Below are 26,274 nucleotides of genomic sequence, written 5' to 3'. Positions count from 1 at the left end.
CCGTGAGCGGGTCGGGCACGCCCGGATGGCTCCCGGCGCGCCCCACATGACGGTGACGGCTCGGCGAATGCATAATTTCGGTGTGCCGAACTTTTCGCCGAGAGCCCGCAGAACACAGTCCGTACGTTCCCGTGCCGGTCGCATGATCGCCGCCCTCGCGGCCACGGCCTGCGCCGCCGCCCTCGCGGCGTGTTCGACCACCGGTTCCGCCGACGATCGGCCCCTGGTCCTGACCACCTTCACCGTTCTCGCCGACATGGCACGCAACGTCGGCGGCGATCACGTGCGGGTCGAGTCCATCACCAAGCCCGGCGCCGAGGTCCACGGCTACGAGCCCACCCCGGGCGACCTGCGGTTCGCGACCGAGGCCGACCTCGTCCTCGACAACGGACTCGGTCTCGAACGGTGGTTCGAACAGTTCGTCGCCGACGTCGACGCCGAGCACGTGGTCGTGAGCGACGGTGTGGACCCACTGCCGATCGGTGAGGGCGCGATGACGGGCCCCTACAACCCCCACGCCTGGATGTCCCCACTCGCCGCCCGCGTCTACGTCGACAACATCACCGCGGCACTGGCCGACCTCGCCCCCGAGCACGCGGACGACTTCGCGGCCCGCGCCGAGGCGTACAAGGCCGAACTCGACGCTCTCCACACCGAACTCGTCACCGCCCTCGACGGCATCCCTGCCAACCGGCGCGCACTCGTCACCTGTGAAGGCGCGTTCAGCTATCTCGCTCGGGATGCCGGGCTGCAGGAGGCCTATCTGTGGCCGGTGAACTCCGACCAGCAGGGCACCCCCCAGCAGATCGCCCGGACCGTCGACTTCGTGCGCACCAACGAGGTGCCGGCGGTGTTCTGCGAATCGACCGTCTCGGACAAGGCGCAACGGCAGGTCGCGGCCGATACCGGAACGGAATTCGGCGGAATCCTCTACGTCGACTCGCTCTCCGAGGCGGACGGCCCCGTCCCCACCTACCTCGATCTGCTCCGACACGACATCGACGTCATCACGACGGGACTGAGGCCATGACTTCGACACTCGACACACCCGCACTGTTCGTCGACGACGTGACGGTGCGCTACGACACCGTCCTGGCCCTGCAGAACGTCACCCTGAAGCTCGCACCCGGCCGCGTCTGCGGACTCGTGGGAACGAACGGCTCGGGCAAGTCGACGCTGTTCAAGACGATCATGGGCCTCGTGCGTCCCACCTCGGGTCGCGTCACCATCGGCGGGACGACCACCGCCGTGGCGCGGCGCCGCACGCAGGTCGCCTACGTGCCGCAGTCCGAGGCCGTCGACTGGAACTTCCCGATCGGCGTGCGCGACGTCGTCATGACGGGACGCTACGGCCACCAGGGCTTCCTGCGCCGACCGCGCCCCGCCGACCACGACGCCGTCGACGCCGCACTCGAGCGCGTCGGCATGACCGCACTCTCCGGCCGGCAGATCGGGCAGCTCTCGGGCGGCCAGCGCAAGCGTGTCTTCGTGGCACGGGCGATCGCGCAGGGTTCGCCGTTGCTGCTGCTCGACGAGCCGTTCGCGGGGGTCGACACCACCACCGAGCACGCGTTGACCGCCGTCATCCGCGAACTGGCGGCGAGCGGTCACGCGATCCTCGTCGCCACCCACGATCTCGCGGGTCTGGCGCAACTCTGCGACGAGGCGTTGCTGCTGCAGCGGCGCGTGCTCGTGCACGGTTCCCCCGAGGAGGTCCTGCTCCCGGAGAACCTCGCCCGTGCCTTCGGCGCTCCCCCACCGGTCAACGGTGGACGGACCGAGGACCTCGCACAGGAGACGTACGCACAGGAGGCCGGACGATGATCGACACGTTGATCGAACCCCTGCAGTACGGCTTCATGCAGCGCGCGCTGCTCGTCGCGGTCGCTGCGACGATCGTGTGCGCGCTGCTCAGTTGCTGGCTCGTGCTCATCGGCTGGTCGCTGATGGGCGACGCGGTCTCGCACGCCGTGCTGCCCGGTGTCGTCCTCGCCTATCTGCTGGGGGTGCCGTTCGCGCTCGGAGCCCTCGTCTTCGCCGGCATCGCCGTCGCGTTGATCTGGCTCGTCCGCGGCACGAGCCGCGTCAAGGAGGACGCGACCATCGGTATCGTCTTCACGACGCTGTTCGCCCTGGGCGTGGTGCTGATCTCGAAGAACCCGAGCCAGATCGACCTGCACCACGTGCTGTTCGGGAACCTGCTCGGCCTCGCCTCGGGCGACGTCTGGCAGGTGTCGATCCTGGCGGCCGTGGTGCTGGCCGTCCTCGTCGCGAAACGCCGCGATCTGACACTGTTCGCCTTCGACCGCGTCCAGGCGCACACGCTCGGCCTGTCCCCCGCCGCACTGTCGGCGCTGTTGCTGTCGCTGCTCGCGGTGACGATCGTCAGCGCACTGCAGGCGGTCGGCGTGATCCTGGTCGTCGCGATGCTCATCATCCCGGGCGCGACGGCCTACCTGCTCACCGACCGGATGGCCCGGATGCTCGTCATCGCACCGGTACTCGCGGTGATCGCGTCGGTGATCGGTGTGTACACGAGTTACTACACCGATGCCGCGACCGGCGGCGTGGTGGTGCTCGCCCAGGCCGTGGTCTTCACCCTCGCGTACCTGTTCGCGCCGCGACAGGGCGTCGTCACCCGGCTCGTGACGCGTCGCCGCGCCCCGGAGTGCGAAACGGCCGGTGAGCCGACGGAGAGCGTGATTCCCGGGTGACGGTTACCTAAGCTGGACGCGTGCCTGAGAGTAACGAGACCACCGCGACCGAGATGCTGTCCTCGGTCGCACAGGACTATCTCAAGATCATGTGGACGGTCCAGGAGTGGTCCGGGGAGAAGATCTCCACCAAGCTGCTCGCCGAGAAGCTGGGTGTGTCGGCGTCCACCGTGTCCGAAGCGGTGCGCCGCCTCGCCGACCAGGGTCTCGTCGACCACGAACGCTACGGCGCGATCTCCCTCACCGACGAGGGCCGGCAGGCCGCGGTGGCGATGGTCCGCCGCCACCGCCTCATCGAGACCTTCCTGGTCCGCGAACTCGGCTACGGGTGGGACGAGGTGCACGACGAGGCCGAGATCCTCGAGCACGCCGTCTCCGAACGGATGGTCGCGGCGATCGACGCCAAACTCGGTCATCCCGAACGCGACCCGCACGGCGACCCCATCCCATCGCCCGACGGGACGATCCCGTCACCGCCGGCCCGTGCCCTGAGCGAGTTCAACGACGGCGACCACGGCCGGGTGGCCCGCATCTCCGACTCCGACCCCGCGATGCTGCGCTACTTCGACGAGGTGGGGATCGCGCTCGACACCGACATCACCGTGCTCGAACGTCGCGACTTCGCCGGGACCATCTCGGTCCGGCTGGGCCGGACCGAGGGCCGCACGCTCGATCTCGGTCACCCGGCGGCGGAAGCGATCTGGCTGGTCTGAGCCGGGGTCGATCCGGGGCGTCGGCCCCGGCGCTTCACATGTTGGAGGGCCGCACCACGAACACGGCCGACGCGCGACTGCCCTTCTCCTGCAGCAGAGCAGCGGCCCGTCCGCGGGAATCCACGGCCGCGTAGACACCGCGCAGACCGACGGGCTCGAGCCAGCGGCCGTTCGCGAGCTGCCCCGCCTCCTCGTCGCTGATGGTGCGGCACTCGAAGGCGGTACGCACCGCCGCATCGATGTCGAGGCTCGGCGTGGGGTCGTCGGCGAGCTGTTCGAGCGTGCGGGCGTGTTCGAGACCGAACGGGCCGACCTTCGTGCGACGCAGCGCCGTGAGGTGGCCACCCACTCCGAGAGCCGCGCCGAGATCGCGCGCGAGCGCCCGGATGTAGGTGCCGGACGAGCAGTCCACGTCGACATCGAGATCCACGAAGCCGCCTTCGGGCACATCGCGGCGGGCGAGGACGTCGAACCGCGAGACCGTGACCGGCCGGGCCTTCAGCTCGACCTCCTCCCCCTCACGCATGCGGGCGTAGGCGCGCTTGCCGTCGATCTTGATGGCACTGACACTGGCGGGCACCTGCTGGATGTCGCCGGTCAGCGCGGCCACGCCCTCGCCGATCTGTTCGTCTGTCACGTGCGTCGCATCGGTGGTCGCGACGGTCTCGCCCTCCGCGTCGTCCGTGACGGTGCTCTGCCCGAGACGGATCGTCGCGGTGTACGACTTGGTCGTCAGTGCGAGCAGCCCGAGCAGCTTCGTGGCGCGCTCGACGCCGAGGACGAGTACACCCGTTGCCATGGGGTCGAGGGTGCCCGCGTGCCCGACCTTGCGGGTGCCGAGCAGTCGGCGGCAGCGCGCCACCACGTCGTGGCTCGTCATGCCGGCGGGCTTGTCGACGACGAGCAGGCCTGCGCGGGCGAGGGCCGGATGTTCCTGCGAGGGTGCGGTGTCGTTCATCAGCGCACCGTGATCGCGGTGAGGACGAGACCGTCGGCGACGAGCCACCGTCCGTCGAATCCTGTCAGCTGCTGCCCGTCGAGGGTGTCGCCGGGGACGAGCAGTCGCGAATGGAAGGTGCCGGTGACCGCGTCCGAGGTGGTGTCGCGCTCGAACGTGATGTGGGCGTCCTCGAAGCCCAGCCACCTCTTCGTCAGCGGGAACCACGCCTTGTAGGTGGCCTCCTTGGCGCAGAACAACAGCCGGTCCCAGTGCAGGTCGTCGCCGGCCGAGGCGAGCCACTCGCGCTCGGGTTCGAGGCTCACCGCGGGCAGCACTCCGTCGGGGAGCACGTCGTGCGGTTCGGCGTCGATGCCGAGCGAACGGATCTGCAGCGAATAGCCCAGCACGGCACCGCGATAGCCGTCGCAGTGGGTGAGGCTGCCGACGACGCCGCGCGGCCAGATCGGATCGCCCTTCTCCCCGCGCAGCACCGGTGCGGGGTCGACGCCGAGGGTGCGCATGGCCTGCCGGGCGCAGTGACGGGCACCGGCGAACTCGCGGCGCCGCTTCTCCACGGCCCGCGCCACGAGCGGTTCCTCCTGGGGATGCGGCCGCAGTCCCGGTGGGTCCTCGAACAACTCGGCTGCAGCGACGCCGTCCGGCACGATACGCCCGATCAGCGCGCCGCGCGTGTCCGTCCTCTGCCCGGTGTCCGGTTCGGTCACCGCAACTCCTTCTCTCGTTGAGCCCGCATCTTCTCGGCCTCGGCTTCCATCTCGGGGGTCACGGTGAAATGACCGCCCCACTTGTTCAGGCTGCCCGGCGGATACTCCGGGACGGGGAGGATCTGCCGCAGGGGCTTCTCCGGCATGCCGCGTCGCTGCCATTCGCGCGGGTAGCCGACCGAGACCTCCTCGAAGCGCACCCCGTCGTAGTAGGTGGTCCGCGGGATGTGCAGGTGGCCGTACACGCTGCACAGCGCCCGGTAGCGCAGGTGCCAGTCGGCCGTCTCGGTGGTACCGCACCACAGGGCGAACTCGGGGTAGAACAGCATCCGCGTGGGTTCGCGCACCAGCGGGAAGTGGTTGATCAGCACGGTGGGCAGGGTGGGGTCGAGCGCGTCGAGACGGGCGCGGGTCTGCTCCACGCGTACCCGGCACCAGGTGTCGCGCGTGATGTACGGATCCGGCTTCAGCAGGAACTCGTCGGTCGCGACGACGTTGCGTTCGCGCGCGAGCGTGAGCCCGTCCGCCTTCGTCGTGGTGCCCTCCGGCAGGAACGAGTAGTCGTAGAGCAGGAACATCGGCACGAGCACCACGGGCCCGTCCTCGCCCTCCCAGATCGGATAGGGATCCTCGGGGGTGAGCACGTCGAGTTCGCGGCACATCGTGACGAGATAGTCGTAGCGCGCGACGCCGAACATCTGCACCGGGTCCTTGGCGGTCGTCCACAGTTCGTGGTTGCCGGGCACCCAGATCACCTTCGCGAACCGGCTGCGGAGCAGCGACAGCGCCCACCGGATGTCGTCGGTCTTCTCCGACACATCGCCCGCGACGATCAACCAGTCGTCGGGCGACTCCGGATACAGATCCTCGGTGACCGGCCGGTTGCCCCGATGGCCCACATGGATGTCGCTGATCGCCCACAGCTTCGCTGCCACGCACTAACCTCCAGACTCGTCCTGGACACGCACCTGCCGGTCCGCGCCCGTCACCGCCCATCGTCCCGAGAGCGTGCGCCATACGACGGCGATCATCCGGAACACGATGAACACCGTAAGCCCCGTCCAGATACCCGCCAGACCCCAGTCGTACGCGAGCGACAACCAGATCAACGGCAGGAAGCCGAACAACGCCGAGGCCAGCGTCGCGGTGCGCAGGAAAGCGGCGTCCCCCGCACCGAGGAGAACACCGTCGAGTGCGAAGACGATTCCCGCGAGCGGCATGATCGCGGCGAAGAACCACCACGCGACGCCGATCTGGTCGAGTACCTCGGTGTCGGTGGTGAACAGACCGGGGATCACGTCCTTCCCCGCCACGAAGACCACTGCAAGGACGACGGCGAAGACCGCCGACCAGGCCGACAACCGCCACGCCAGGCGCGTCGCACCCCGACGGTCGGCCGCACCGAGCGCGGCGCCGACGAGGGCCTGCGCGGCGATCGCCAGCGAGTCCAGGGTCAGGGTCACGAAGTTCCACAGTTGGAGCACGACCTGATGACCGGCGACCGCGGCCGCACCGAAGCGCGACGCGACCGCCGCCGCGGACAGGAAGCACGCCTGGAACGCGAGGCTGCGGGCGATCAGGTCGCGTCCGAGCCGCAACTGGGCTCCGATCACGGCGGGTCGTGGTCGCAGCGGAACCCCGGCCCGCAGCAGTGCCACGACGAACAGGACGGCCGTCACGGACTGCCCGATCACGTTGGCGACGGCGGAACCGACGAGCTCCCACCGGGGAGCGCCCAGCAGTCCGTGGACCAGTACCGGGCACAGCACCGCCGACAGGGCGAGGCCGGCGATGACGAATCGCAGCGGCCGGATCGTGTCCTGGACGCCGCGCATCCAGCCGTTCCCGGCCAAACCGACGAGGATCAGGGGTGCCCCGAACAGCGCGACACGCAGCCACGAGACGGCGGCGTCGGCGATCTCGGCGTCACCGGCGAGCAGCCGAGCGACCGGCCCGGCCAGCGCCTGGCCGACCAGGAGGATCGTCAGTCCGACGATCATCGCGAGCCAGGTCGCCTGCACGCCCTCACCGACGGCGTCGTCGTGCCGGTCCGCGCCGTGGAGACGCGCCGCGCGTGAGGTGGTCCCGTACGACAGGAAGGTGAGCTGGGTGCTCACCTGCGCGAGGATCAACCCGCCGATCGCGAGACCGGCGAGGGGCAGCGCCCCGAGCCGGCCGACGACGGCGATGTCGAACAACAGGTAGAGCGGTTCGGCCGCGAGCACCCCGAGAGCGGGGAGAGCGAGCCCGAGGATGCGCCGTCCGGAGACGTCCGAGGCATGGGCGCCGCCGGGCGTCTCAGAGGCGCGTGAGTCGCCGGGCGTCTCAGAGGCGCGTAAGTCGCCGGGCGTCTCAGAGGCGGGCGACCCGCCGGGCGCCGTCAACCGAGCACGCCGCGCAGGGCGGCGACGATCCGATCGGCGTCGCCGTGGGCGGTGTATCCCGCCGCCAGGCGGTGTCCTCCGCCGCCGAGTGCGGTGGCGACGGCGGACACGTCCACCGAGGTCTTCGCGCGCAGCGAGACGGTCCACTCCTCGGCAGCGACCTCCTTGAACACGGCGGCGACCTCGGCCTCGGCGGTCGTGCGCACGATGTCGATGACGCTCTCGACCTCCTCCGGCCCGAGATGCGCGGAGTCGGCGCGCCGGACGAAGGCGTAGACCAGTCCCCTGCCCTGCGCGGCGTCGCGTTCGAGCGTGGCGGTGGCCAGCACCGACGACAGCATCGGCAGCCATCCGAAGGGGTGGGTGTCGAGCAGGGCACGTGTGATCGACGTGCCGTCGATCCCGGTGGCGAGCAGGCGTTCGGCGAGGCCGTGGGCCTGCGGGCGACCCCACCGGAACGATCCGGTGTCGGTCACCAGTCCCGCGTACAGGCAGTGCGCGAGTGCGGCATCGATCTCGACGCCCCACACGTCGAAGAGGTCGGCGAGCACCATCGCGGTGGCCTCGGACTCCGGGTCGATGAGGTTGTGGGTACCGAACCGCGTGTTGGACAGGTGGTGGTCGATCACCAGGACGTTCGGCGCGGTCTTCAAACGGTCGCGCAGGACACCGAGGCGACCTGCGGTACCGCAGTCGACGGTCACCACGAGATCGGCCTCGCGGCGCACCTCCGAGACCGGCGTGACCAGGTGTGTGCCCGGCAGCGACCGCATCGAGTCCGGCATGTTCGCGGGCGAACCGAACGCCACCTGTACGGCGACACCGCGCCGCTCGAGCGCGAGGCCGAGTGCCAGCCCGCTGCCGAGGGTGTCGGCGTCGGGATTGATGTGGCACAGCACCGTCACGGTGGCCGCCGCGTCGAGCAGTGCGGCGGCACCCGGCAGGTCGACGGATCCTGCCGGGGCGGACGCGAGAGCGGCGTCGTCCCGGTGCGACGGGACGACCGGAGGGGTCGGGTCGGGCACCGGTGCGTTATTCGTCGTCGTCACCGGCGTCGCGCTCACGGGGTTCCTTGTAGGGATCGGCGTCGCCGGCCGGAACGGCACCCTCACGGGCGCGTGCGACTTCGTCGTCGGCCGCGCGAGCGCGTGCGAGGAGTTCCTCCATGTGCCGCGCCGTGTCGGGCACGGTGTCGGTGACGAACGTCAGCGTCGGGGTGAACCGCACACCGGTGCCGGCGCCGACCTTCGAGCGGAGCACGCCCTTGGCCTTCTCGAGGCCGGCAGCAGCGGCTTCGTGATCGGGTTCGGTGTTCAGATCCGCGCCGCGGACCGTGTAGTAGACGGTGGCGTCGTGCAGATCCGCGGTGACCTTCGCGTCGGTGATCGTCACGAACTCGAGCCGCGGATCCTTGATCTCGAGGTCGATGGCGGTCGCCACGATGGTGGCGATGCGCTTCGCGAGTCGGCGAGCCCGTGCTGGATCGGCCATGTCGTTCGTTCCCTTCTGTGGCCGCCGGCAGGCGGCCCGTCGTGCGGCCGGGATCAGTCCTCGGGCCCGTACAGCCTGCGTCTGACCGACAGCAGGTCGAGTTCGGGCCGCTGGGCGACCAGCCGCTCACACTTGTCCAGTATCTCTCCGACGTGCGCGAGATCGGGGGCGACGACCGCCACACCCACCTGCGCCCGGCGGTACAGATCGTGTTCCCCGGTTTCGGCGGCGGACACCCCGAACCGGCGCAGTTCCGCGATCACCGGACGGATCGCCGATCTCTTCTGTTTGAGCGAATGCACGTCGCCGAGCAGCAGGTCGAGTTCGAGCGCTCCCAGATACATCCGCTTCTCCCCTCGAGGGCGTCCGGTCGGCCGTCCGGTCGGCTCTGTACCGACCGGTCGGGCGTCCCGACACACCCGTGGCGGCGAACGACGAATCGTTCACCGCCACGGGTGCGGGTGGATCAGTCGCGCGGCTTCTCGCGCAACTCGTACGCCTCGATCACGTCGCCGACCTTGATGTCGGAGTAGGTGATCGTCATACCGCACTCGAAGCCCTCGCGGACCTCGGTGACGTCGTCCTTCTCGCGTCGCAGCGACGAGATGGTGACCGTCTCGGCGACAACGTTGTTGTCGCGGAGCAGACGGGCCTTCGCGTTGCGCTTGACGATGCCGGACTGCACGAGGCAACCCGCGATGTTGCCGATCTTCGACGACTTGAAGATCGCGCGGATCTCGGCGCGGCCGAGCTCGACCTCCTCGTAGATCGGCTTGAGCATGCCCTTGAGAGCCTTCTCCACCTCGTCGATCGCCTGGTAGATGACCGAGTAGTAGCGGATGTCGACACCCTCGCGGTTCGCCAGCTCCGTCGCCTTGCCTTCGGCGCGAACGTTGAAGCCGATGATCACAGCGTTCGAAGCCGCTGCCAGGTTGACGTTGGTCTCGGTGACGCCACCGACACCGCGGTCGATGACCCGCAGCCGAACCTCGTCGTCGATCTCGATACCCATGAGGGCCTCTTCGAGGGCCTCGACGGTACCGGAGTTGTCGCCCTTGAGGATGAGGTTGAGCTCGTTGTGCTCCTTGAGAGCGGCATCGAGATCTTCCAGGCTGATCCGCTTGCGACTCTTCGCTGCCAGCGCGTTGCGCTTGCGGGCGTTGCGTCGGTCGGCGATCTGCCGAGCGATCCGGTCCTCGTCGACGACGACCAGGTTGTCGCCGGCGCCGGGCACCGACGTGAAGCCGACGACCTGCACGGGCCGGGACGGGAGCGCCTCGAGGACATCCTCGCCGTGCTCGTCGACCATGCGACGGACACGACCGTAGGCGTCGCCGGCGACGATGGAATCGCCGACCCGCAGCGTGCCGCGCTGGACGAGCACCGTGGCCACCGGACCACGACCGCGGTCGAGGTGCGCCTCGATGGCGACGCCCTGCGCCTCCATGTCCGGGTTGGCCCGCAGATCGAGCGCTGCGTCGGCGGTGAGCAGCACCGCTTCGAGCAGCTGCTCGATGTTGAGGTTCTGCTTCGCGGAGATGTCGACGAACATGGTGTCGCCGCCGTACTCCTCCGCGACCAGCCCGTACTCGGTGAGCTGCTGACGGATCTTCTGAGGGTTCGCACCCTCCTTGTCGATCTTGTTCACCGCGACCACGATGGGGACATCGGCGGCCTGCGCGTGGTTGATCGCCTCCACCGTCTGCGGCATGACACCGTCGTCGGCGGCGACCACGAGGATCGCGATGTCCGTCGACTTCGCACCGCGGGCACGCATGGCGGTGAACGCCTCGTGACCCGGGGTGTCGATGAAGGTGATCAGGCGATCTTCACCGTTGAGGTGCGTCATGACCTGGTAGGCACCGATGTGCTGGGTGATGCCACCGGCCTCGCCCTCACCGACGTTCGCCTTACGGATCGTGTCGAGCAAGCGGGTCTTGCCGTGGTCGACGTGACCCATGACGGTGACGACCGGCGGGCGCTGCTGGAGGTCTTCCTCCGTGCCCTCGTCCTCGCCGTACTGGATGTCGAACGACTCGAGCAGCTCGCGGTCCTCGTCCTCGGGCGAGACGACCTGCACGACGTAGTTCATCTCCGAGCCGAGCAGCTCGAGGATGTCGTCGTTCACCGACTGAGTGGCCGTGACCATCTCACCAAGGTTGAACAGCGCCTGCACCAGGGCCGACGGGTTCGCGTCGATCTTCTCGGCGAAGTCGGACAGCGATGCGCCACGAGCGAGACGGATGGTCTCGCCGTTGCCACGCGGCAACCGCACGCCGCCGACCGACGGCGCCTGCATCGAATCGTATTCCTGGCGCTTCTGCCGCTTCGACTTGCGACCACGACGCGGAGCGCCACCGGGACGACCGAACGCGCCGGCTGCGCCGCCGCGACCGCGTCCACCGCCACCACCGGGGCGACCGCGGAAACCACCGGGAGCGCCTGCACCTGCAGGTGCGCCGCCACCGGCACCGCCACCGCGGTAACCGCCGCCGCCACCACCGGGACGACCACCGGGAGCTCCGCCCGGACGACCCGGACGACCGGACGCGGCCGGACGCGCAGCACGCTGCGGCATCGCACCCGGGTTGGGACGCGGGGGCATCGAACCCGGGGACGGACGGGGTCCGCCCTGACCGGGAGCGGGGCGGGGACCGCCCTGTCCGGGAGCCGGACGCGGACCGGCCTGGCCGGGTCCGGGACGCGGGCCACCGGGGCCTGCTGCGGGACGTCCCTGTCCGGGCGTGGGGCGGGGACCGCCCTGTCCGGGAGCCGGACGCGGTCCGCCCGGGCCGGGGCGCGGGGCACCCGGACGCGGAGCGGGACGCTCGGCCGGAGCCGAGGAGTAGGGGTTGTTACCGACGCGCGGGGTCTTCGGACCCGGACGCGGACCGGCCGGCTTGGGGCCGGGCTTCGCTGCGGGGGCCTGCGGCGTCGCGCCGGGAGCCTGAGCAGCCGGGGACTGCGGTGCCGCCTGGGCAGCGGGGGCCTGCGGCGCGGGAGCCGCGGGCTTCTCCGGTGCCGGAGCCGGCTTGGGAGCGGCCGGCTTCGGTGCGCCGGGCTTCGGACGTGCGGTCTCGGCCGCGGGGGCCGGGCTCGCAGGGGTGGGCCGGGGACCCGGCCGGGGGGCACCGGGCTTCGGTGCGGGGGTGGATGCAGCCTTCGCGGCTGCATCGCCTTCGGTCTTACCGAACGATTCGCGGAGTCGACGCGCGACCGGCGGTTCGACCGTCGACGACGCGGACTTGACGAACTCGCCCTGTTCCTTCAGGCGTGCGAGTAGTTCCTTGCTGGTGACACCGAGTTCTTTCGCCAACTCGTGCACGCGGGCCTTGCCTGCCACTGCTCTCCTCACTGATGAGGTCGAGCGGCCGACTGCCCGCACGACCTCGGGTTATCTCCGATGGACGTTCATCGCTGGTGCTTCACGGTGTGCTCATGAGTGTTCGTGCCTGTTCTTCTCAGAGTGCGATGTCACTGTTGGTGTTCCTCGTCGTCGTTCCCACGTACGTCTACCCGGCCGAGGCCGATTCGATGCGTCCGTGATCACTGTTCCGTGGACCCGACCAGCTGATCCAGCGCTGCGGTGTCCGGTTGTCCGGTCACGCGCAGTGCCCTGCCGAATGCTCGACGCCGAACCGCCAGGCCCAGACATTCCGGAGTGGGATGCAACCAAGCACCTCGCCCGGGAAGCCTGCGTCGGGGATCGGGAATCACGGCGAAACCTGACGGTTCCTTCTCGCGCGCCACCACCCGGAGCAGTTCGGCAGCCAGCGTTCGCTGCCGACATCCGACACAGGTCCGCACCGGAGTGGTGCGTTCCCCGCCGGTCGAGGACAGGTCATGCTGAACCATCGACCACTGTACCGCTGATTTGCCCGGAATCCCGCATCCCACTCCTACGCGCCTGTCGAGCCGCCGCGCGAATCGTCGTTCGCAGCCGGTGCCGCGTCGCTGCGGATGTCGATCCGCCAGCCGGTCAGCCGGGCCGCGAGCCGGGCGTTCTGCCCTTCCTTGCCGATCGCGAGGGACAATTGGAAGTCGGGGACAACCACCCGGGCGGCACGCGCGTCGGGGTCGACGACCGTGACCGAAACCACCTTCGACGGCGAGAGTGCATTGCCCACGAACTTGGCGGGATCCTCGTCGTAGTCGATGATGTCGATCTTCTCCTCGCCGAGCTCACGCATGACGTTGCGCACCCGCTGCCCCATCGGGCCGATGCACGCACCCTTGGCGTTGAGGCCCGGGACGGTCGAGTGCACGGCGATCTTCGAGCGGTGGCCTGCCTCCCGGGCGACCGCGACGATCTCCACCGACTCGTCGGCGATCTCGGGGACCTCGAGGGCGAACAGCTTGCGCACCAGGTTGGGGTGCGTCCGCGAAAGGGTGATCTGGGGGCCGCGCTGTCCGCGGGAGACGCCCACGACGTAGCACTTGATGCGGTCGCCGTGCTCGTAGGTCTCCCCCGGCACCTGCTCGGCCGGCGGGATCAGTCCCTCGGCGTTGTTGGTCTCGCCACCGATCTTCACGACGACCATGCCGCGGGCGTTGGCACGCGAGTCGCGCTGCACGACGCCGCTGACGATCTCGCCCTCGTGGGTCGCGAACTCGCCGAAGCGCTGCTCGTGCTCGGCGTCGCGGATGCGCTGCATGATGACCTGACGGGCGGTGGTCGCCGCGATCCGGCCGAAGTCCTCGGGGGTGTCGTCCCACTCGGCGATCAGGTTGCCGTCGGCGTCGCGTTCCTCGGCGAGGACCTGGATGGCGCCGGTCTTGGTGTCGACCACGACCCGCGCGTGCGGCTGGTGTCCGTCGACGTGCCGGTACGCCGTGAGCAGGGCCGTCTCGAGCGTTGCGATCAGCTCGTCGAACGGGATGTTCTTCTCCGCCTCGAGCATGCGCAGGGCGGCGATCTCGATATTCACTTGTCCACCTTCGTTTCGTTCGTCTCGTCGTGGTCGTCGCTGCCGGTCTCGTCCTCGGGTCCTTCGGTGAGTTCCCCGGCCGCGACCCGACCGTCCGGAACCCCGCCCGCGAGCTCGAGTTCCCTCGGCGGCGGCGGGGAGAACTCCACCTCCACCACCGCTCTGCGCACCTCCGAGAGCGGGACCGAACGCACGACCGGCCCGGACCGAGCGGGCAGCACGAGCCTGATCTCGTCGCCGACGAGCTCGCCGATGCGTGCGACGACGGTCTCGTCGGCCAGTTCCACCTTCGCCTTGCGGCCCTGGGCACGCCGCCAGTGGCGGGGCTCGGTCAGGGGCCGGCCGATCCCGGGGCTGGTGACCTCCAGGACATAGGGCGACTCACCGAAGTCCGAGACGCCGTCGAATGCCTCGGAGACGGTCCTGCTCAGACGGGCCGCCTCGTCGAGACCGAGACCTGCGTCGCTGTCGACGAGGAGGCGCACCGTACTGTGCTTTCCGGCGGCCGTGACCACCACGTCCTCGAGGTCGTATCCCTCTCTGGCGAGCAGATCGGAGACGAGCTCGACGATCCTCTCCGGGGGCGGCACAGGCATGGCGGGCAGGCTCCTCGTTCAGTTGTGGTCGCAGCGGACAGCGGGCCGGAACGGATGCGTACCGGCAGACATCAAGCCTAACCCGCGTTTCGTGCTGCCGTGACCAGGGCGGCGTCCTTCGCCGGACGACGCGACTGGCAGGATGGTCCGGTGCCGATGCCACTCGACCGTCCCACCCTCTCCCGACGAACCCTCCTGCGATGGTCGTCGGTCGCCGTCGGTGGGTTCGGAATCACGACGATCACCGCGTGCGGCGCCTCCGACGAGGACGCCGCCGAACCGGATCCGCTGGAGGGTCAGGCGAGCCGCGCCCGCACCGACGCCGCGATCGCGACCGTGCTGGTCGCGCGGACGCCGGAGCTGTCCGCGCCGCTCACCACGATCGCGGCAGAGCGGACCTCCCACGCCGACGCGCTCGAGGCGGAGATCGCCCGGATGGAGGGCGCCACCACGAGTTTCACTCCCCCGTCGACCACGGTGACCACACCCGCCGGGGAGCTGCCGACCGTCGGGGAGCTCCGTGAGCGGTTGAACCGGTCGCAGCGCGAAGCCGCCGACCTCGCACGCACGCTGTCGGGCTACCGCGCGGGTCTGCTCGCCTCGATCAGCGCCTCCTGCGCAGTGCAGACGGCGGTGATGTTGCCGTGAGCTCACCCGAACTCGGTTCCGAACAGCAAGCCCTCGTCGACGCGCTCGAGGCCGAGCACGCGGCGGTGTACGGATACGGCGTGATCGCAGCCTTCGCGGATCCCGCCCGCGCGGACGCCGTGGCGGAGGACACCGCCGCGCACCGCGCACGACGTGATTCGACGGTCGAGGCGTTGCGCGCCGCGAGCGTCGAGCCGCCGGTGGCGGCCCCCGGTTACACCGTGCCGTTCCCGGTGGTCGACGCCGCGTCCGCCGCGCAGCTCGCCGAGCAGATCGAGAGCGACACGGCCGTGGCGTGGCGATCGGTCGTCGAACGCGCGCGCAGCGAGGCCACCCGGGCCACGGCCGTGGGCGCACTCACCGAGGCGGCGCTGCGGGCGGCGTGGTGGCGGCAGAGCCGCGGAGTCGTGCCGTCGGTGCCCTTCCCCGGCCAACCCTGAAATCCGGGTCACCCGGTCACCACCGCGAGTGCGAAGCCGTCCCAGCCCTTCGTCCCCACGGTCTGCAGCGCCGTCGCGTCGAGGCGCGGCTCGCGGGCGAGCAGTTCGAGTACGTCCCGTGACGCGCGGACCCGTTCGTCGTCGCTGTCCGGGTCGACGACGGCCCCTGCCCGCACCACGTTGTCGACGACGATGACCGTGCCGGGCTGTGACAGTCCGAGGGCCGCGCGCACGTAGTTGCTGTTGTTCTCCTTGTCGGCGTCGATGAACACCAGGTCGAAGGGATCCTCGTCGACCAGGCCCGGAAGCGAGTCCAGAGCGGGACCGACCCGGATGTCCACGCGGTCACCGACGCCGGCGCGGTCGAGGTTGGCGCGGGCGACCTCGGCGTGCTTCGGCTCGTATTCGAGGGTGACCACCCGGCCGGACTCCCCGACCGCCCGGGCGAGCCAGATGGTCGAGTACCCGCCGAGGGTGCCGATCTCCAGGACACGGCGGGCACCCCGGATCCGTGCGAGCAGGTGCAGGAACTTGCCCTGTGGTGCGGAGACGTCGATGGGCGGCAGTTCCGCTGCGGCGTTCGCCTCCAGGGCCGAGCTCAGCGCAGGGTCGTCGCCGATCAGCACGTCGGTGAGGTAGTTGTCGGTCGCACTCCAGTTGTCGGCCATGCACCTCATTGTGTCCCGGGGTGGGTCACTCCACCACTTCGTAAGCGGCGCCCACCTCGCGGGCGAGCAGGCGATCGGTCATCTCCTGCTTCAACACGGTGAGCCGCGCGTTCTCGGCGTCGGTACGGCCGGGCTTGGCGCCGAGCGCGATGAACTCGTCGGTGACGAGTCCGTCGTCGCGGATCTGCAGCGTCACGCTGCGTTCGCGCCAGGTGAACTGCCAGACGTAGCGGGCGAGGGTGGCTCCGCGTTCGGTCGCGGCCAGTTCCGGGTCGACGACATAACGCCCGTCGGTGACGGCACGCAGCACCATCTCCACCGCGTCGCGTCCGCCGGGACCGGGGAAAGCGGTGCGCACCCGAACTTCCCGCCGCTCGACGTCGCCGAGGATCGAGAAGGCGTGCCGCATCACCGTGAAACCGTGAGCCACTCCCCCGGGAAACTCGGGACCGTGATATTTCATCAGGTCGGCGAAGGTGAATTCGATCGGGTGACCCGACTCGTAGACGGTGAGCACGCGCGTCCTATCCTCTCGTGGCCCAGTGCAGGGCCGAGTACAGCAATTGGGTGGCACCGGGCATGAAGCCCGACCCGTGGTGGTAGACCGGATCCATCGTGGTCACCAGCAGGCGGCCGCGGTGGTTGGTCTCGTCGACGAACAGGATCGAACCGTCCCGTTCCCCGTCGACGGTGTGCAGATCCGCCAGACTCACGGCGCCGGGCGGGGGCTCGAGCACCCCGTGGTAGTGCCAGATCACCGAGCGGTCGGAGAAGAATCCCCAGGCCGGATGGTCCGGTGCCTGCAGTCGCACCCGGTGGTCCTCACCGGTACGCCACCACCAGAAGATGGTCGGCCGCGGCTGTTCGGGCACTCCCAGCCAGTCCTGGACGTGGTTCTCGCCGAAGACGACGACCGTTGCACCTCGTTCCAGGGCATCCTTCACCTCCGCTGCCCATCCGGACAGCAGGTCCGGCCGCAGCCGGTCGGCGACGACCACGACATCGGAGCCTGCGATGTCCTCGGGTACGCCGGTACGGACGTGCACCGCGCGCATCCGGTAGGGCGCGAGGGCGGGGTCGGCCAGTGTCGCCAGGTGACTGTGGCTGCCGCCGTGCAGGAAGGCGACCGCCGGCGCCGGATTCGTTCGGGTCGCTCGGCTCATCGGCCCTCCAGCCAGTCGAGGATCTGCGTACGAAGATGCGCGGTGCCCCTGTGCTCGCCGGCGAACTGCAGCAGGTCGTTGCCACCGTGCACGAGCACCCGTCCTTGTCCGAGCCGGTACTCGTAGTCGATCGGTGCGCGGGTACGTCCGAGGGCGTGCACCACCTGTGCGCCGTCGGGCATGTCGAGATAGCACCCCCGGCCGTAGAAACCGGCCACGCCGATACGTTCGAGTTCCTCGAAGGGCACCGGCCCCCGGCGACCGCTGTTGTACAGCAAGGCCTTCGGATCGATCCCGGCCCACACCGGATGCTCGTTCACCCGGCGCAGGGCGAGATCCGAGGGGTTGCGGAATTCGAGCTTGCGCCACCGTGTGAGGCCGGTGAGGAAGATCCGCTGGACGTGACCGTTGATCAGAACTCTGCCGCCTCGCGCGACGAACGCGTCGAGCACATCGCGGTTGTCGAACAGATACTCCTGATCGACGTCGCCGGTGAAGTAGATACCGGTGACCTCGGGCCCGCACACGGACGGCAGGTCGTAGACGTCGATCTCACGGAAGCCGTCGACCAGCGCACCGCCGCGCGGCGCCATCATCACTTTCAGGACGCTCATGCGATCCCCCGTCCGAAATCCGGAACCGTCAACCGCCGGAGTGCACTCGGTGTCGCGACGTCGGCGGTGACGATCGGCACGCCGTACATCTCACTGAGCAACTCGTCGCCGAGCAGCTCCCGGGTGGCACCGACCCGCTGGTCGTCAGCGGAGACCATGAGCATCGAACGCTCGGCGATGTGCAGGGCGTGATCGGGATGATGGGTCGTCATGACCACGGCCATCCCGTCGTCGGCCAGGCCGCGCAGAACCGTGAGCACACGTGCCTGGTTCCGCAGGTCGAGGGCGGAGGCCGGCTCGTCGAGCACGATCGTGTCGCAGCCGGACACCAGGGCCCGGGCGATGAGGACGAGCTGCCGTTCGCCCCCGCTCAGACCGCCGTAATCGCGAGTGGCCAGATGCAGGATGCCGACGCGACCGAGTGCGTCGAGAGCGGCGTCACGGTCGGCATTCGTGGGGCTGCTGTAGATGCGCACCTTGCGGGCGCGTCCCATGAGCACGATGTCGAGCACGGTGAACGAGAACGCCACCGCATGACTCTGCGGCACGTATCCGATGGTGCCCGAGGACGTGACGGTCCCGGTGACCGGTGTGAGCAGGCCGGACAGACACTTGAGCATCGTCGTCTTGCCGCGCGCGTTCGGCCCGAGCACAGCGAGAACCTCACCGGCGCACGCGGTGACCGTGACGTCCTCGAAGATCCACGGCCCCTTGGCCGAGTACCGGAACGAGATGGATTTCGCGTCAAGCATCGCTACCCCACAGACGAGTTCTATTACGGATCAGCAGGGCCACGAAGAATGGCGCACCGATGATCGCGGTGAGGATGCCGATCGGGATCTCGGCCGTACTGAGCACGCGCGACAGGGTGTCGATGGCGGTGAGATAGGCGGCGCCGAGCAGCGCGCTGACGGGCAGCACCATCCGGTTGTCGGTGCCGATCATCATGCGCACCAGGTGCGGCACGACCAGGCCCACCCATCCGATGACACCCGAGACCGCCACCGCAGCGGCGGTGATCATCGCGACGCAACCGAGCAGCAGCAGCCGCAGGCGTTGCGGGCGCAGGCCGAGCGCAACGGCGTCCTCGCCCCCCATCGACAGGATGTTCAAACGCCAGCGCAGCGCGAGTACCACGAGGGCGGGCAGGAGGATCGGCACCGCGGCGATCGCGAGTTTCCCGTAACTGGCAGTGGCAAGAGATCCCATGAGCCAGAAGACGATCGACGGCAGTTCACTGTAGGGATCGGCGATATAGGTGATGAACGAGACCATCGCCTGGAACATCGCGCCCACGACGGTCCCGCCGAGGATGATCATGAGCAGTGGTGCCCCCGGGACGGCCCGCGCGATCGTGAGGACCAGCAGCAGGGCGATCACCCCGCCGATGAAAGCGCCTCCGACGAGGGCGACTCCGCCGAGTCCGACGAGCAGCACCAGCACGCCTCCGAAGGAGGCACCGGAGGACACTCCCAGGATCTGTGCGCTCGCGAGGGGATTGCGGAAGACCCCCTGCATCACGGCGCCGGTGAGCGCCAGTCCGGCGCCGATCAGGATGGACAGCAGCACGCGAGGCAGGCGGACGTCGAGGACGACCGTGCTCTCCTGCTGCGTCCACGTCTCGCGGAGGGGAAGGATCTGGCCGGCGAGCAGGCGGACGATCTCGTTCGGAGGAACGAAATAGCGTCCCACTGCCAGCGCGACGAGAGCGACCACCACGACCAGTGCGGTGAAACCCGCGATGATCAGCGGATTACGGCCCCACCTCGCCTGCCGCGGCGTCGAGACCGACGCCGGGGAGGTCGAGCGGGCCGTCGCGTCAACGGGCGAACTGGTCATAGCTCGCGGCGTCCCGGTTCAGATCGAAGCGCAGCACCTGGTCGATCTCGTCCTCGGAGATCTCGTAGGCGAACAGGTCGTCGAAGGCGGCGCGGATGTCGTCGCGGAACTCACCGGTCTGCTCCTGCGGGTAGAGGATGCGGAACATCCACTCCCACATCAGGGGCGACTCGGCACTCGGGACCTGCCAGCGGTAACCGCCTAGCGGGGTCTTGTAGACGCGGCCGTTCTGCACCGCGCTCACACCGGCGAGGCGCGGGTCGGCGTAGATGTCGGCCGGGGTGCTCTGGTCGAAACCGCTGAGCATGATGACCTCGGGGTTCCAGGCGAGGATCTGCTCGGGGCTGACCTGGCCGGAATCCGAGACGAATCCTTCGGTGACGAGATCGGCCCCGACGAGATCGAACTGGAAACCGTCGTATCCGGTGGCGCTCGTCGTGCTGTAGGCGTCGCCGTTGCGCGAAAGGATCATCGCGCGCGGTCGCAGGGCGTCCTGTTCGGCGACCTTCTCGCGCATCTCCTCGATCTCGGCGCGCTGCCAGGCGACGAGTTCCTCACCGCGCTCGGGCTTACCTGCGATCTGCGCGAACAGGGTGATCCACGTCTCCAGGTCCTCCTGCGTGCCGTACTCGAGTCCGACCACGGGGAAACCGGCGGACTCGATGGGCTCGACGACGTCGGGACCACGATCGCCCCACTGCACGACGACATCGGGGTCGAGTTCGAGCAGCGTCTCGATATTGGGCACGAAGTCGCTTCCGGCCACGGTGGTCGACTCGGCCGACGCCGGGAACATGGTGGCGAACATGCCGCCCTGGTTCGCGACGAGGGTGGACTGGTTGATGCCGACGATGCGGTCGTAGGTCCGGTCGACCGCCGCGAAGATCGAGGGGGCGGGCATGACGGTGAAGGCCACCTTCTCGGCCGGACCGTCGAGTGTGATCGTCTCGCCTCGCTGGTCGACGATCGTGACGGCGTCACCGGTGGTCGATGCGTCGGCCTCCTGGGTGTCGCGGCTCGAGCATCCGGCCGTGAAGGCGAGGGCACCGATGAGTCCCGCCGCGACCCACCGGGACGACGACGCCACGCCCCGCCGCTTCTCCCGCCGCACCGTCGATCTCATTTCCACCATCCGTTTCTGTCGTGACAGACCACAAGAACGGAATGAGGTTAGCATTACCTATCCGACGTCGGTATTGCCGCCTTCGCGCAGATACAGCGGTGCCCCCGCACAGCGAGTGCGAGGGCACCGGCAGACAAGGGGATCAGCGCGAGACGATGCGCTGGACGACCTCACCGATCGGCAGTTCGTCGGCCTCGCCGGAGAAGCGGTCGCGGACCTCGACCTTGCCGTCGGCGAAGCCGCGGCCAACCACCACGACCAGCGGCATACCGAGCAACTCGGAGTCCTTGAACTTCACGCCGGGCGACGCCTTGCGGTCGTCGAGGAGCACCTCGAGGCCGGCGTTCGAGAGTTCCTCGGCGAGGTTCTCGGCGCCTTCGCGGGCCTGCTCGTCCTTGTTGGCGATCACCAGGTGCACGTCGAACGGCGCGATCTCCGACGGCCAGCGCAGGCCCTTCTCGTCGTGCTGCTGTTCGGCGACCACCGCGACGAGACGCGACACGCCGACACCGTAGGAGCCCATCGTGGGGCGGACGGGTTTGCCGTTCTCGCCCAGGACGTCCACCGCGAAGGCGTCGGTGTACTTGCGGCCGAGCTGGAAGACGTGACCGATCTCGATGCCGCGGGCGGCGACGAGCGGTCCGGCTCCGTCGGGCGACGGATCGCCGTCGCGCACCTCCGCGGCCTCGATCGTGCCGTCCGGGGTGAAGTCGCGACCGGCGACCAGCCCGAAGACGTGCTTGCCCTGCTCGTCGGCGCCCGTGATCCAGCTGGTGCCGTCGACCACGCGGGGGTCGACGAGGTAGCGGACACCGTTGGCGAGCAGCGCCTTCGGGCCGATGTAGCCCTTGACGAGGAAGGGATTGGCCTCGAAGTCGGCGTCGGTGAGCAGCTCCACCTCGGCGGGCTCGAGCGAGGCCTCGAGGCGCTTGTCGTCGACCTCGCGGTCGCCGGGGATGCCGATGCCGAGCAGTTCCCACTCGCCACCGGGCTGCCGGACCTTGACCATGACGTTCTTGAGTGTCTCGGCCGCGGTGACCTCCCGGCCGAGGACCTCCGACGCCACCGCGACGAGCGAGGCGATCGTCGGGGTGTCGGGGGTATTGTGCACGACCGCCTCGGGCTGTCCGTCGATCGGCAGCGGTTCCGGCGCGAGCGTCTTCACCGCTTCGACGTTCGCCGCGTAACCGGATTCGAGGCACCGCACGTAGGTGTCCTCACCCGCAGGCGAGTCGGCCAGGAACTCCTCGGAGGCGCTGCCACCCATCGCACCGGAGGTGGCCGAGACGATCACGTACTTCACGCCGAGACGCGCGAAGATGCGCTCGTAGGCGTCGCGGTGAGCCTTGTACGAGTCGGCCAGGCCCTCGTCGGTGAGGTCGAAGCTGTAGGAGTCCTTCATGACGAACTCGCGACCGCGGAGGATGCCGGCGCGGGGGCGCTCCTCGTCGCGGTACTTCGTCTGGATCTGGTAGAGCGTGACCGGGAAGTCCTTGTAGGAGTTGTACTCACCCTTGACGGTGAGCGCGAAGAGCTCCTCGTGGGTGGGTCCGAGGAGGTAGTCGCCGCCCTTGCGGTCCTTCAGCCGGAACAGGCTGTCGCCGTATTCCGTCCACCGGTTGGTGGCCTCGTAGGGCTCGCGCGGCAGCAGCGCGGGCAGAGCGATCTCCTGCGCTCCGATGGAGTTCATCTCCTCGCGCACCACCCGCTCGATCTGCCGCAGCACCCGCAGGCCCAGAGGCAGCCACGAGTACACACCCGGCGCGATTCGTCGCACGTATCCGGCTCGGACCAGCAACTTGTGGCTCGCGACCTCGGCGTCGGCCGGGTCGTCTCGGAGGGTGCGGAGGAACAGGTGCGACATGCGGGTGATCACGACCCTGCAGCCTACCGTGGCCGCCCCGGGCCGTGACGTCCGCGCCCGGTGGCGGGGTCGGTACGGTTACCGCTTGTGCTGGTGCTTCTCCCTCCATCCGAAACCAAGTCCGACGGCGGCGACGACGGGCCGCTCGATCTCGCCGATCTGTCGATGCCGCAGTTGACGGAGACGCGGGAGATGCTCGTGCAGGCCCTCGTCGACCTCTCCGCCGACCCCGAGGAGTCGAGCCGCGCACTCGGACTGGGTACGAAGGGCGCCGACGAGATCGAGCGCAACGCCAAGCTGTGGGTCTCCCCCACCCGCCCGGCGCTCGAGCGGTACACCGGGGTGCTGTACGACGCGCTCGACGCGGGAGCGTTCACGAAGGCGCAACGCGACAAGGCCTACCGGCGCCTGGGCATCGGGTCGGCGCTGTTCGGCGCGGTGCGGGCCGCGGATCCGATCCCCGCCTACCGCCTCTCCGGGGGGTCGAAACTGCCCGGCTTCGGCACGTTGAAGTCCGTGTGGCGGAACGAACTCACCGACGCGCTGGTGACCGAGGCCGACGGCGACCTCGTGGTCGATCTCCGCTCCGGTGTCTATCAGCAGCTCGGTCCCGTGCCCGGTGCGGTGACCGCGACCGTGCTCACCGAGCAGCCCGACGGCACCCGGAAGGTCGTCAGTCACTTCAACAAGCACCACAAGGGCCTGCTGGCCCGCGCGCTGGTCCTCACCCTCGCGGAGCCGAGCGACATCGGCGCACTCGCCCGGGTGGCCTCGAAGGCGGGACTGCGAGTCGAGGTGGAGTCGCCGACCGAGCTGGTCGTGCTCACCTGACCTCGAGTCCCATCGCCGCGACGATCCGGCGGGCCGTGTGCAGGACGGCGCCGAGTCGCGCGGTCAGGGCCAGGTCGTCCGATTCGGTGGCGAACCGCTCGAGCTCGGTGAGATTGCTGCGGCACGCCCCGTCGGGGTCGACCTCCCGGCCAGCCCCCACGGCGTCGATCAGCTCGGCGAGGGCATCGAGCGTCGCTGCGATCGTCGTCCGTACGCGGTCGGATTCGGCGATCTCGTCGCCGAGCACCGGGTCCAGCGCATGCGCGAGTTCCTCGACGGCGCTGGACACCGAGGAGAGGTCGTCGAGTGTGCGGTCCCAGCGCCGTGCCCATTCCCCCGCCCGCGCCGCGGCGGGACGTGGATTCATCCGGGCACTCTCGTGCGCCCACCGCGATTCGTCGAAGGCCCGCTGCACGAGGCTGTCGATGCCCCGCGCGCGCTGCACCCAGTCCCGCACTCCCGACGATCCCTCGCGGCATCCGGACGCCATGTCCCGCAGCAGGTCGCGCAGCTCACCGGTGAGTTCGCCGGCCTCCTTGCCCGCCGAGTAGACCGGCGGGAAGACCAGCGCCGTCACGGCCACGCCGATCGCGGCGCCGATCATCGTCTCCGCTAGCCGTTCACCGAGCAGGATCGGGCTGTCCGAAGCGCCCGTCGCGATCACCAGCAACGCCGTGATCGCCACCCAGATACCGCTGGCCCCGAATCGCCGCCAGCGACCCGCGAAGTAGCCGACCGCGACGGCCATCCCGATCGCAGCGGTCGTGGATTCCACCAGCCGGGTCACCACGACCGCGACCAGCAGACCCGTGACGACCGCCCCGACCTGCACCACCGCCTGTTGAAGCGAGCGGACGAGCGTCGCTTCGACGAGGAAGACCGCGACGTAGGGCGCGAGGAATGCCTGCTGGAAGTGGAAGACCTCGGTCACGACGAGCCACGCGACGACCGCGGCGAGTGTGGACCGGAACGCCTGGAGGGCGACGTATCGCTCGTGTCCGGCCTCGCGTACGGCCCGGACGATCCACGATCCGACGAATCTGCCCCGTTCGAGAACACCGACCTGCATGGGTGCCGGGTACCCGCGGTTCGGGTGCGGCAGGCGTGAGCAAACTCATCCGCCGCAGCGGTCGCTCGGCGGCCGCCGCGGTAGGGGTCCGGCGGTCAGGAGGTCTGCGCGGCCTTCTCGGCTTCCTGCGCCTGCGCGACCTCTTCGGGCGTGAAGCGGATGAACAGCGCCGCGACGCCGGCGATCACCGCACAGACGGCGCAGCCGACGAGCGCGAACATGTATCCCTCGCCCTGGGCGACGAGCTGCGCCTCGGACATGTCGGCGACGGCTCCGGAGACACCGCCGAGCGACATCGTCCGCGAGGTGGCCATCGCACCGATCACGCCGAGGCCGACCGGACCTCCGAGGGTCTGCGCGACCTGCGCGATCGCCGAAAGCGGTCCGATCTCGTGCGGTCCCACCCCGGAGATCGCGCACAGCGGCAGCGGGACCACGGCCAGGCCGACACCGAAGCCGACGACGAGCACCAGTACGAACAGGGTCGGGAAGTAGCGGACGCTGCCGTCCATGGTCGATCCGTAGAGCAGGCTGACGGTCATGATCGCCGAGCCGGTGACCACGAGCCAGCGCGGTTCGATCCGGGCGACCATCTTCGACGACACCGCGGCGGCGGCACCGAGGCCGAAAGCGAACGGGACGAAGGCCAGACCCGCGGCGAGCGGGCTGTAACCGAGGATGTCCTGGACGAACAGGGCGACGAAGGCCGCGAGGCTGAACATCACGGCGCCCGCGAAGAAGATCGCCACGAAGGTCGCGACGCGGTCCTTGTTGCGGAACAGCACGAACGGCAGCAGCGGGTTCTCGGCCCGCCGCTCGACGAGCAGGAACACTCCCAGCAGCACGAAGCCGGCGACGATCGCGCCGATCACCGAGGGGCTCGCCCAGCCGAGTTCGGGACCCTCGGTGAGACCGAAGACCAGGCCGGTGCAGCCGAGCGTCGCGAGGATCGCGCCGGGCACGTCGAGCGCGAGGCGTTCGGAGGCGGTCTCACGCAGCGCGATCGCGGCGAGCACGACGATGAGGACGCCGATGGGGACGTTGATGAGGAAGATCCAGCGCCACGACACCTGGGTGAGCGCCCCGCCGAGGATCAGTCCGGCGATGGACCCGACGCCGGTCATGGCCGCGAACACCGCGATGGCGCGGTTGCGTGCCGGACCTGCGGCGAAAGTCGTCGCGACGAGCGCGAGGGCGGTCGGTGAGGCGATTGCGGCGCCGACACCCTGCAGCGCTCGGGCACCGATGAGCATCGCCTCGCCGGTCGCCAGACCGCACAGCAGGGACGCCAGGGTGAACAGTCCGACGCCACCCATGAACATGCGTTTGCGTCCGTAGCTGTCGCCGAGACGGCCGCCGAGGAGCATCAACCCACCGAAGGCGAGGGCGTAGGAGGTGAGGACCCAGTTGCGACCCGCGTCCGAGAGTCCCAGATCGCTCTGCAGCGGCGCGAGCGCGAGATTCGCGACCGTTCCGTCGAGCACGACCATCAACTGGAGGCCGCTGAGGACCAGCATGGCCAGA

General features: G+C 69.4%; 28 protein-coding genes. 7 read left to right on the top strand and 21 right to left on the bottom strand.

Annotation, left to right across the window (positions count from 1 at the left end; all coding sequences use genetic code 11):
- The first annotated feature begins 142 nt into the window (after positions 1-142).
- The 4 genes from CKW34_RS09765 to CKW34_RS09750 are packed head-to-tail and all read left to right on the top strand — an operon-like array spanning position 143 to position 3,427.
- Complete coding sequence (locus tag CKW34_RS09765) at positions 143-1,030, top strand: metal ABC transporter substrate-binding protein (RefSeq protein ID WP_059381219.1); 888 nt, start codon at positions 143-145, stop codon at positions 1,028-1,030.
- Positions 1,027-1,824, top strand: a complete 798-nt coding sequence (locus CKW34_RS09760) for a metal ABC transporter ATP-binding protein (RefSeq protein WP_059381218.1) — start codon at positions 1,027-1,029, stop codon at positions 1,822-1,824. Before CKW34_RS09765 ends, CKW34_RS09760 begins: the two co-directional genes overlap by 4 nt.
- A complete protein-coding gene (locus CKW34_RS09755) occupies positions 1,821-2,714 on the top strand; it encodes a metal ABC transporter permease (RefSeq protein WP_059381217.1) in 894 nt (297 codons plus the stop codon). Before CKW34_RS09760 ends, CKW34_RS09755 begins: the two co-directional genes overlap by 4 nt.
- 20 nt (positions 2,715-2,734) lie before the next feature.
- Positions 2,735-3,427, top strand: a complete 693-nt coding sequence (locus CKW34_RS09750) for a metal-dependent transcriptional regulator (protein WP_059381216.1) — start codon at positions 2,735-2,737, stop codon at positions 3,425-3,427.
- Between the two features lie 34 nt (positions 3,428-3,461).
- Here CKW34_RS09750 and truB read toward each other — a convergent pair whose 3' ends face one another.
- The 11 genes from truB to rimP all read right to left on the bottom strand — a co-directional run bounded on the left by truB (position 3,462) and on the right by rimP (position 14,491).
- A complete protein-coding gene (truB, locus tag CKW34_RS09745; protein WP_059381215.1) occupies positions 3,462-4,385 on the bottom strand; it encodes a tRNA pseudouridine(55) synthase TruB in 924 nt (307 codons plus the stop codon).
- Positions 4,385-5,047, bottom strand: coding sequence for a 4'-phosphopantetheinyl transferase Npt (gene npt, locus CKW34_RS09740; RefSeq protein ID WP_059381480.1), 663 nt, complete (start codon positions 5,045-5,047; stop codon positions 4,385-4,387). Before npt ends, truB begins: the two co-directional genes overlap by 1 nt.
- 41 nt (positions 5,048-5,088) lie before the next feature.
- Entirely contained in the window at positions 5,089-6,027 is a 939-nt protein-coding gene (locus tag CKW34_RS09735; RefSeq protein WP_059381214.1) for a metallophosphoesterase family protein, read from the bottom strand.
- Positions 6,028-6,030: 3 nt separating this feature from the next.
- Positions 6,031-7,347 (bottom strand): MATE family efflux transporter, encoded by a 1,317-nt coding sequence (locus CKW34_RS09730; RefSeq protein ID WP_059381481.1) that lies wholly within the window; start codon positions 7,345-7,347, stop codon positions 6,031-6,033.
- A gap of 125 nt (positions 7,348-7,472) precedes the next feature.
- A complete protein-coding gene (locus tag CKW34_RS09725) occupies positions 7,473-8,501 on the bottom strand; it encodes a DHH family phosphoesterase (protein ID WP_059381213.1) in 1,029 nt (342 codons plus the stop codon).
- A 7-nt stretch (positions 8,502-8,508) separates the two neighbouring features.
- The gene (gene rbfA / locus CKW34_RS09720) at positions 8,509-8,967 is read right to left on the bottom strand and encodes a 30S ribosome-binding factor RbfA (RefSeq protein ID WP_016693580.1); all 459 of its coding nucleotides are present in this window, start codon (positions 8,965-8,967) and stop codon (positions 8,509-8,511) included.
- Positions 8,968-9,020: 53 nt separating this feature from the next.
- Complete coding sequence (locus CKW34_RS09715; RefSeq protein WP_026061433.1) at positions 9,021-9,311, bottom strand: DUF503 domain-containing protein; 291 nt, start codon at positions 9,309-9,311, stop codon at positions 9,021-9,023.
- A 122-nt stretch (positions 9,312-9,433) separates the two neighbouring features.
- On the bottom strand, positions 9,434-12,310 hold the full coding sequence (infB, locus tag CKW34_RS09710) for a translation initiation factor IF-2 (protein WP_059381212.1): 2,877 nt from the start codon (positions 12,308-12,310) through the stop codon (positions 9,434-9,436).
- A 203-nt stretch (positions 12,311-12,513) separates the two neighbouring features.
- Positions 12,514-12,822 carry a YlxR family protein gene (locus tag CKW34_RS09705; protein WP_080968157.1) on the bottom strand — a complete coding sequence of 103 codons (309 nt, stop codon included), beginning with the start codon at positions 12,820-12,822 and terminating at the stop codon, positions 12,514-12,516.
- 44 nt (positions 12,823-12,866) lie between these two features.
- Positions 12,867-13,895: a transcription termination factor NusA gene (gene nusA / locus CKW34_RS09700; protein ID WP_059381211.1), complete on the bottom strand. Its 1,029-nt coding sequence runs from the start codon at positions 13,893-13,895 to the stop codon at positions 12,867-12,869.
- Complete coding sequence (gene rimP, locus CKW34_RS09695) at positions 13,892-14,491, bottom strand: ribosome maturation factor RimP (protein WP_059381210.1); 600 nt, start codon at positions 14,489-14,491, stop codon at positions 13,892-13,894. Before rimP ends, nusA begins: the two co-directional genes overlap by 4 nt.
- Positions 14,492-14,647: 156 nt before the next feature.
- On the opposite strand from rimP, the gene CKW34_RS09690 reads away from it, so the two are divergent.
- A complete protein-coding gene (locus CKW34_RS09690) occupies positions 14,648-15,139 on the top strand; it encodes a hypothetical protein (RefSeq protein WP_174479582.1) in 492 nt (163 codons plus the stop codon).
- Positions 15,136-15,579, top strand: a complete 444-nt coding sequence (locus CKW34_RS09685; RefSeq protein WP_059381209.1) for a ferritin-like domain-containing protein — start codon at positions 15,136-15,138, stop codon at positions 15,577-15,579. Before CKW34_RS09690 ends, CKW34_RS09685 begins: the two co-directional genes overlap by 4 nt.
- Positions 15,580-15,587: 8 nt before the next feature.
- On the opposite strand, the gene CKW34_RS09680 is transcribed toward CKW34_RS09685, so the two are convergent.
- From CKW34_RS09680 to CKW34_RS09645, 8 genes are all read right to left on the bottom strand, one after another.
- Positions 15,588-16,247: an O-methyltransferase gene (locus tag CKW34_RS09680; RefSeq protein ID WP_059381478.1), complete on the bottom strand. Its 660-nt coding sequence runs from the start codon at positions 16,245-16,247 to the stop codon at positions 15,588-15,590.
- A 25-nt stretch (positions 16,248-16,272) separates the two neighbouring features.
- Positions 16,273-16,764 carry a hypothetical protein gene (locus CKW34_RS09675; RefSeq protein ID WP_059381208.1) on the bottom strand — a complete coding sequence of 164 codons (492 nt, stop codon included), beginning with the start codon at positions 16,762-16,764 and terminating at the stop codon, positions 16,273-16,275.
- A gap of 7 nt (positions 16,765-16,771) precedes the next feature.
- A complete protein-coding gene (locus tag CKW34_RS09670) occupies positions 16,772-17,410 on the bottom strand; it encodes a hypothetical protein (protein WP_059381207.1) in 639 nt (212 codons plus the stop codon).
- Positions 17,407-18,024 carry a hypothetical protein gene (locus CKW34_RS09665; RefSeq protein ID WP_059381206.1) on the bottom strand — a complete coding sequence of 206 codons (618 nt, stop codon included), beginning with the start codon at positions 18,022-18,024 and terminating at the stop codon, positions 17,407-17,409. The genes CKW34_RS09670 and CKW34_RS09665 overlap by 4 nt, the downstream gene beginning before the upstream one ends.
- On the bottom strand, positions 18,021-18,776 hold the full coding sequence (locus tag CKW34_RS09660) for an ABC transporter ATP-binding protein (RefSeq protein ID WP_059381205.1): 756 nt from the start codon (positions 18,774-18,776) through the stop codon (positions 18,021-18,023). Before CKW34_RS09660 ends, CKW34_RS09665 begins: the two co-directional genes overlap by 4 nt.
- Positions 18,769-19,863: a FecCD family ABC transporter permease gene (locus CKW34_RS09655; protein ID WP_059381204.1), complete on the bottom strand. Its 1,095-nt coding sequence runs from the start codon at positions 19,861-19,863 to the stop codon at positions 18,769-18,771. The genes CKW34_RS09660 and CKW34_RS09655 overlap by 8 nt, the downstream gene beginning before the upstream one ends.
- Positions 19,844-20,986, bottom strand: a complete 1,143-nt coding sequence (locus CKW34_RS09650; protein ID WP_157742104.1) for an ABC transporter substrate-binding protein — start codon at positions 20,984-20,986, stop codon at positions 19,844-19,846. Before CKW34_RS09650 ends, CKW34_RS09655 begins: the two co-directional genes overlap by 20 nt.
- A gap of 142 nt (positions 20,987-21,128) precedes the next feature.
- The gene (locus CKW34_RS09645) at positions 21,129-22,862 is read right to left on the bottom strand and encodes a proline--tRNA ligase (RefSeq protein ID WP_059381202.1); all 1,734 of its coding nucleotides are present in this window, start codon (positions 22,860-22,862) and stop codon (positions 21,129-21,131) included.
- Positions 22,863-22,937: 75 nt separating this feature from the next.
- Here CKW34_RS09645 and yaaA point away from each other — a divergent pair, with 75 nt between their 5' ends.
- Positions 22,938-23,681 (top strand): peroxide stress protein YaaA, encoded by a 744-nt coding sequence (gene yaaA, locus CKW34_RS09640; RefSeq protein ID WP_059381201.1) that lies wholly within the window; start codon positions 22,938-22,940, stop codon positions 23,679-23,681.
- On the opposite strand, the gene CKW34_RS09635 is transcribed toward yaaA, so the two are convergent.
- Together CKW34_RS09635 and CKW34_RS09630 are read right to left on the bottom strand one after the other, a co-directional pair.
- Positions 23,674-24,750, bottom strand: a complete 1,077-nt coding sequence (locus CKW34_RS09635) for an FUSC family protein (protein WP_059381200.1) — start codon at positions 24,748-24,750, stop codon at positions 23,674-23,676. The genes yaaA and CKW34_RS09635 overlap by 8 nt on opposite strands.
- A gap of 95 nt (positions 24,751-24,845) precedes the next feature.
- Positions 24,846-26,267: an MFS transporter gene (locus CKW34_RS09630; protein ID WP_226950115.1), complete on the bottom strand. Its 1,422-nt coding sequence runs from the start codon at positions 26,265-26,267 to the stop codon at positions 24,846-24,848.
- Positions 26,268-26,274: the final 7 nt, after the last annotated feature.

Source organism: Rhodococcus rhodochrous, assembly GCF_900187265.1.
GTDB classification, from domain to species: domain Bacteria; phylum Actinomycetota; class Actinomycetes; order Mycobacteriales; family Mycobacteriaceae; genus Rhodococcus; species Rhodococcus rhodochrous.
This window is presented reverse-complemented; position numbering and strand designations above follow the sequence as displayed.

Coding starts and splice junctions, on each gene's coding strand:
- CKW34_RS09715 (WP_026061433.1), bottom strand. CDS start 9,311: ATGTATCTGGGAGCGCTCGAACTCGACCTGCTGCTCGGCGACGTGCAT.
- CKW34_RS09760 (WP_059381218.1), top strand. CDS start 1,027: ATGACTTCGACACTCGACACACCCGCACTGTTCGTCGACGACGTGACG.
- CKW34_RS09765 (WP_059381219.1), top strand. CDS start 143: ATGATCGCCGCCCTCGCGGCCACGGCCTGCGCCGCCGCCCTCGCGGCG.
- CKW34_RS09665 (WP_059381206.1), bottom strand. CDS start 18,024: ATGAGCGTCCTGAAAGTGATGATGGCGCCGCGCGGCGGTGCGCTGGTC.
- CKW34_RS09670 (WP_059381207.1), bottom strand. CDS start 17,410: ATGAGCCGAGCGACCCGAACGAATCCGGCGCCGGCGGTCGCCTTCCTG.
- rbfA (WP_016693580.1), bottom strand. CDS start 8,967: ATGGCCGATCCAGCACGGGCTCGCCGACTCGCGAAGCGCATCGCCACC.
- truB (WP_059381215.1), bottom strand. CDS start 4,385: ATGAACGACACCGCACCCTCGCAGGAACATCCGGCCCTCGCCCGCGCA.
- CKW34_RS09635 (WP_059381200.1), bottom strand. CDS start 24,750: ATGCAGGTCGGTGTTCTCGAACGGGGCAGATTCGTCGGATCGTGGATC.
- CKW34_RS09705 (WP_080968157.1), bottom strand. CDS start 12,822: ATGGTTCAGCATGACCTGTCCTCGACCGGCGGGGAACGCACCACTCCG.
- rimP (WP_059381210.1), bottom strand. CDS start 14,491: ATGCCTGTGCCGCCCCCGGAGAGGATCGTCGAGCTCGTCTCCGATCTG.
- CKW34_RS09650 (WP_157742104.1), bottom strand. CDS start 20,986: ATGAGATCGACGGTGCGGCGGGAGAAGCGGCGGGGCGTGGCGTCGTCG.
- CKW34_RS09655 (WP_059381204.1), bottom strand. CDS start 19,863: ATGACCAGTTCGCCCGTTGACGCGACGGCCCGCTCGACCTCCCCGGCG.
- CKW34_RS09680 (WP_059381478.1), bottom strand. CDS start 16,247: ATGGCCGACAACTGGAGTGCGACCGACAACTACCTCACCGACGTGCTG.
- CKW34_RS09755 (WP_059381217.1), top strand. CDS start 1,821: ATGATCGACACGTTGATCGAACCCCTGCAGTACGGCTTCATGCAGCGC.
- CKW34_RS09660 (WP_059381205.1), bottom strand. CDS start 18,776: ATGCTTGACGCGAAATCCATCTCGTTCCGGTACTCGGCCAAGGGGCCG.
- CKW34_RS09690 (WP_174479582.1), top strand. CDS start 14,648: ATGCCACTCGACCGTCCCACCCTCTCCCGACGAACCCTCCTGCGATGG.
- CKW34_RS09630 (WP_226950115.1), bottom strand. CDS start 26,267: ATGCTGGTCCTCAGCGGCCTCCAGTTGATGGTCGTGCTCGACGGAACG.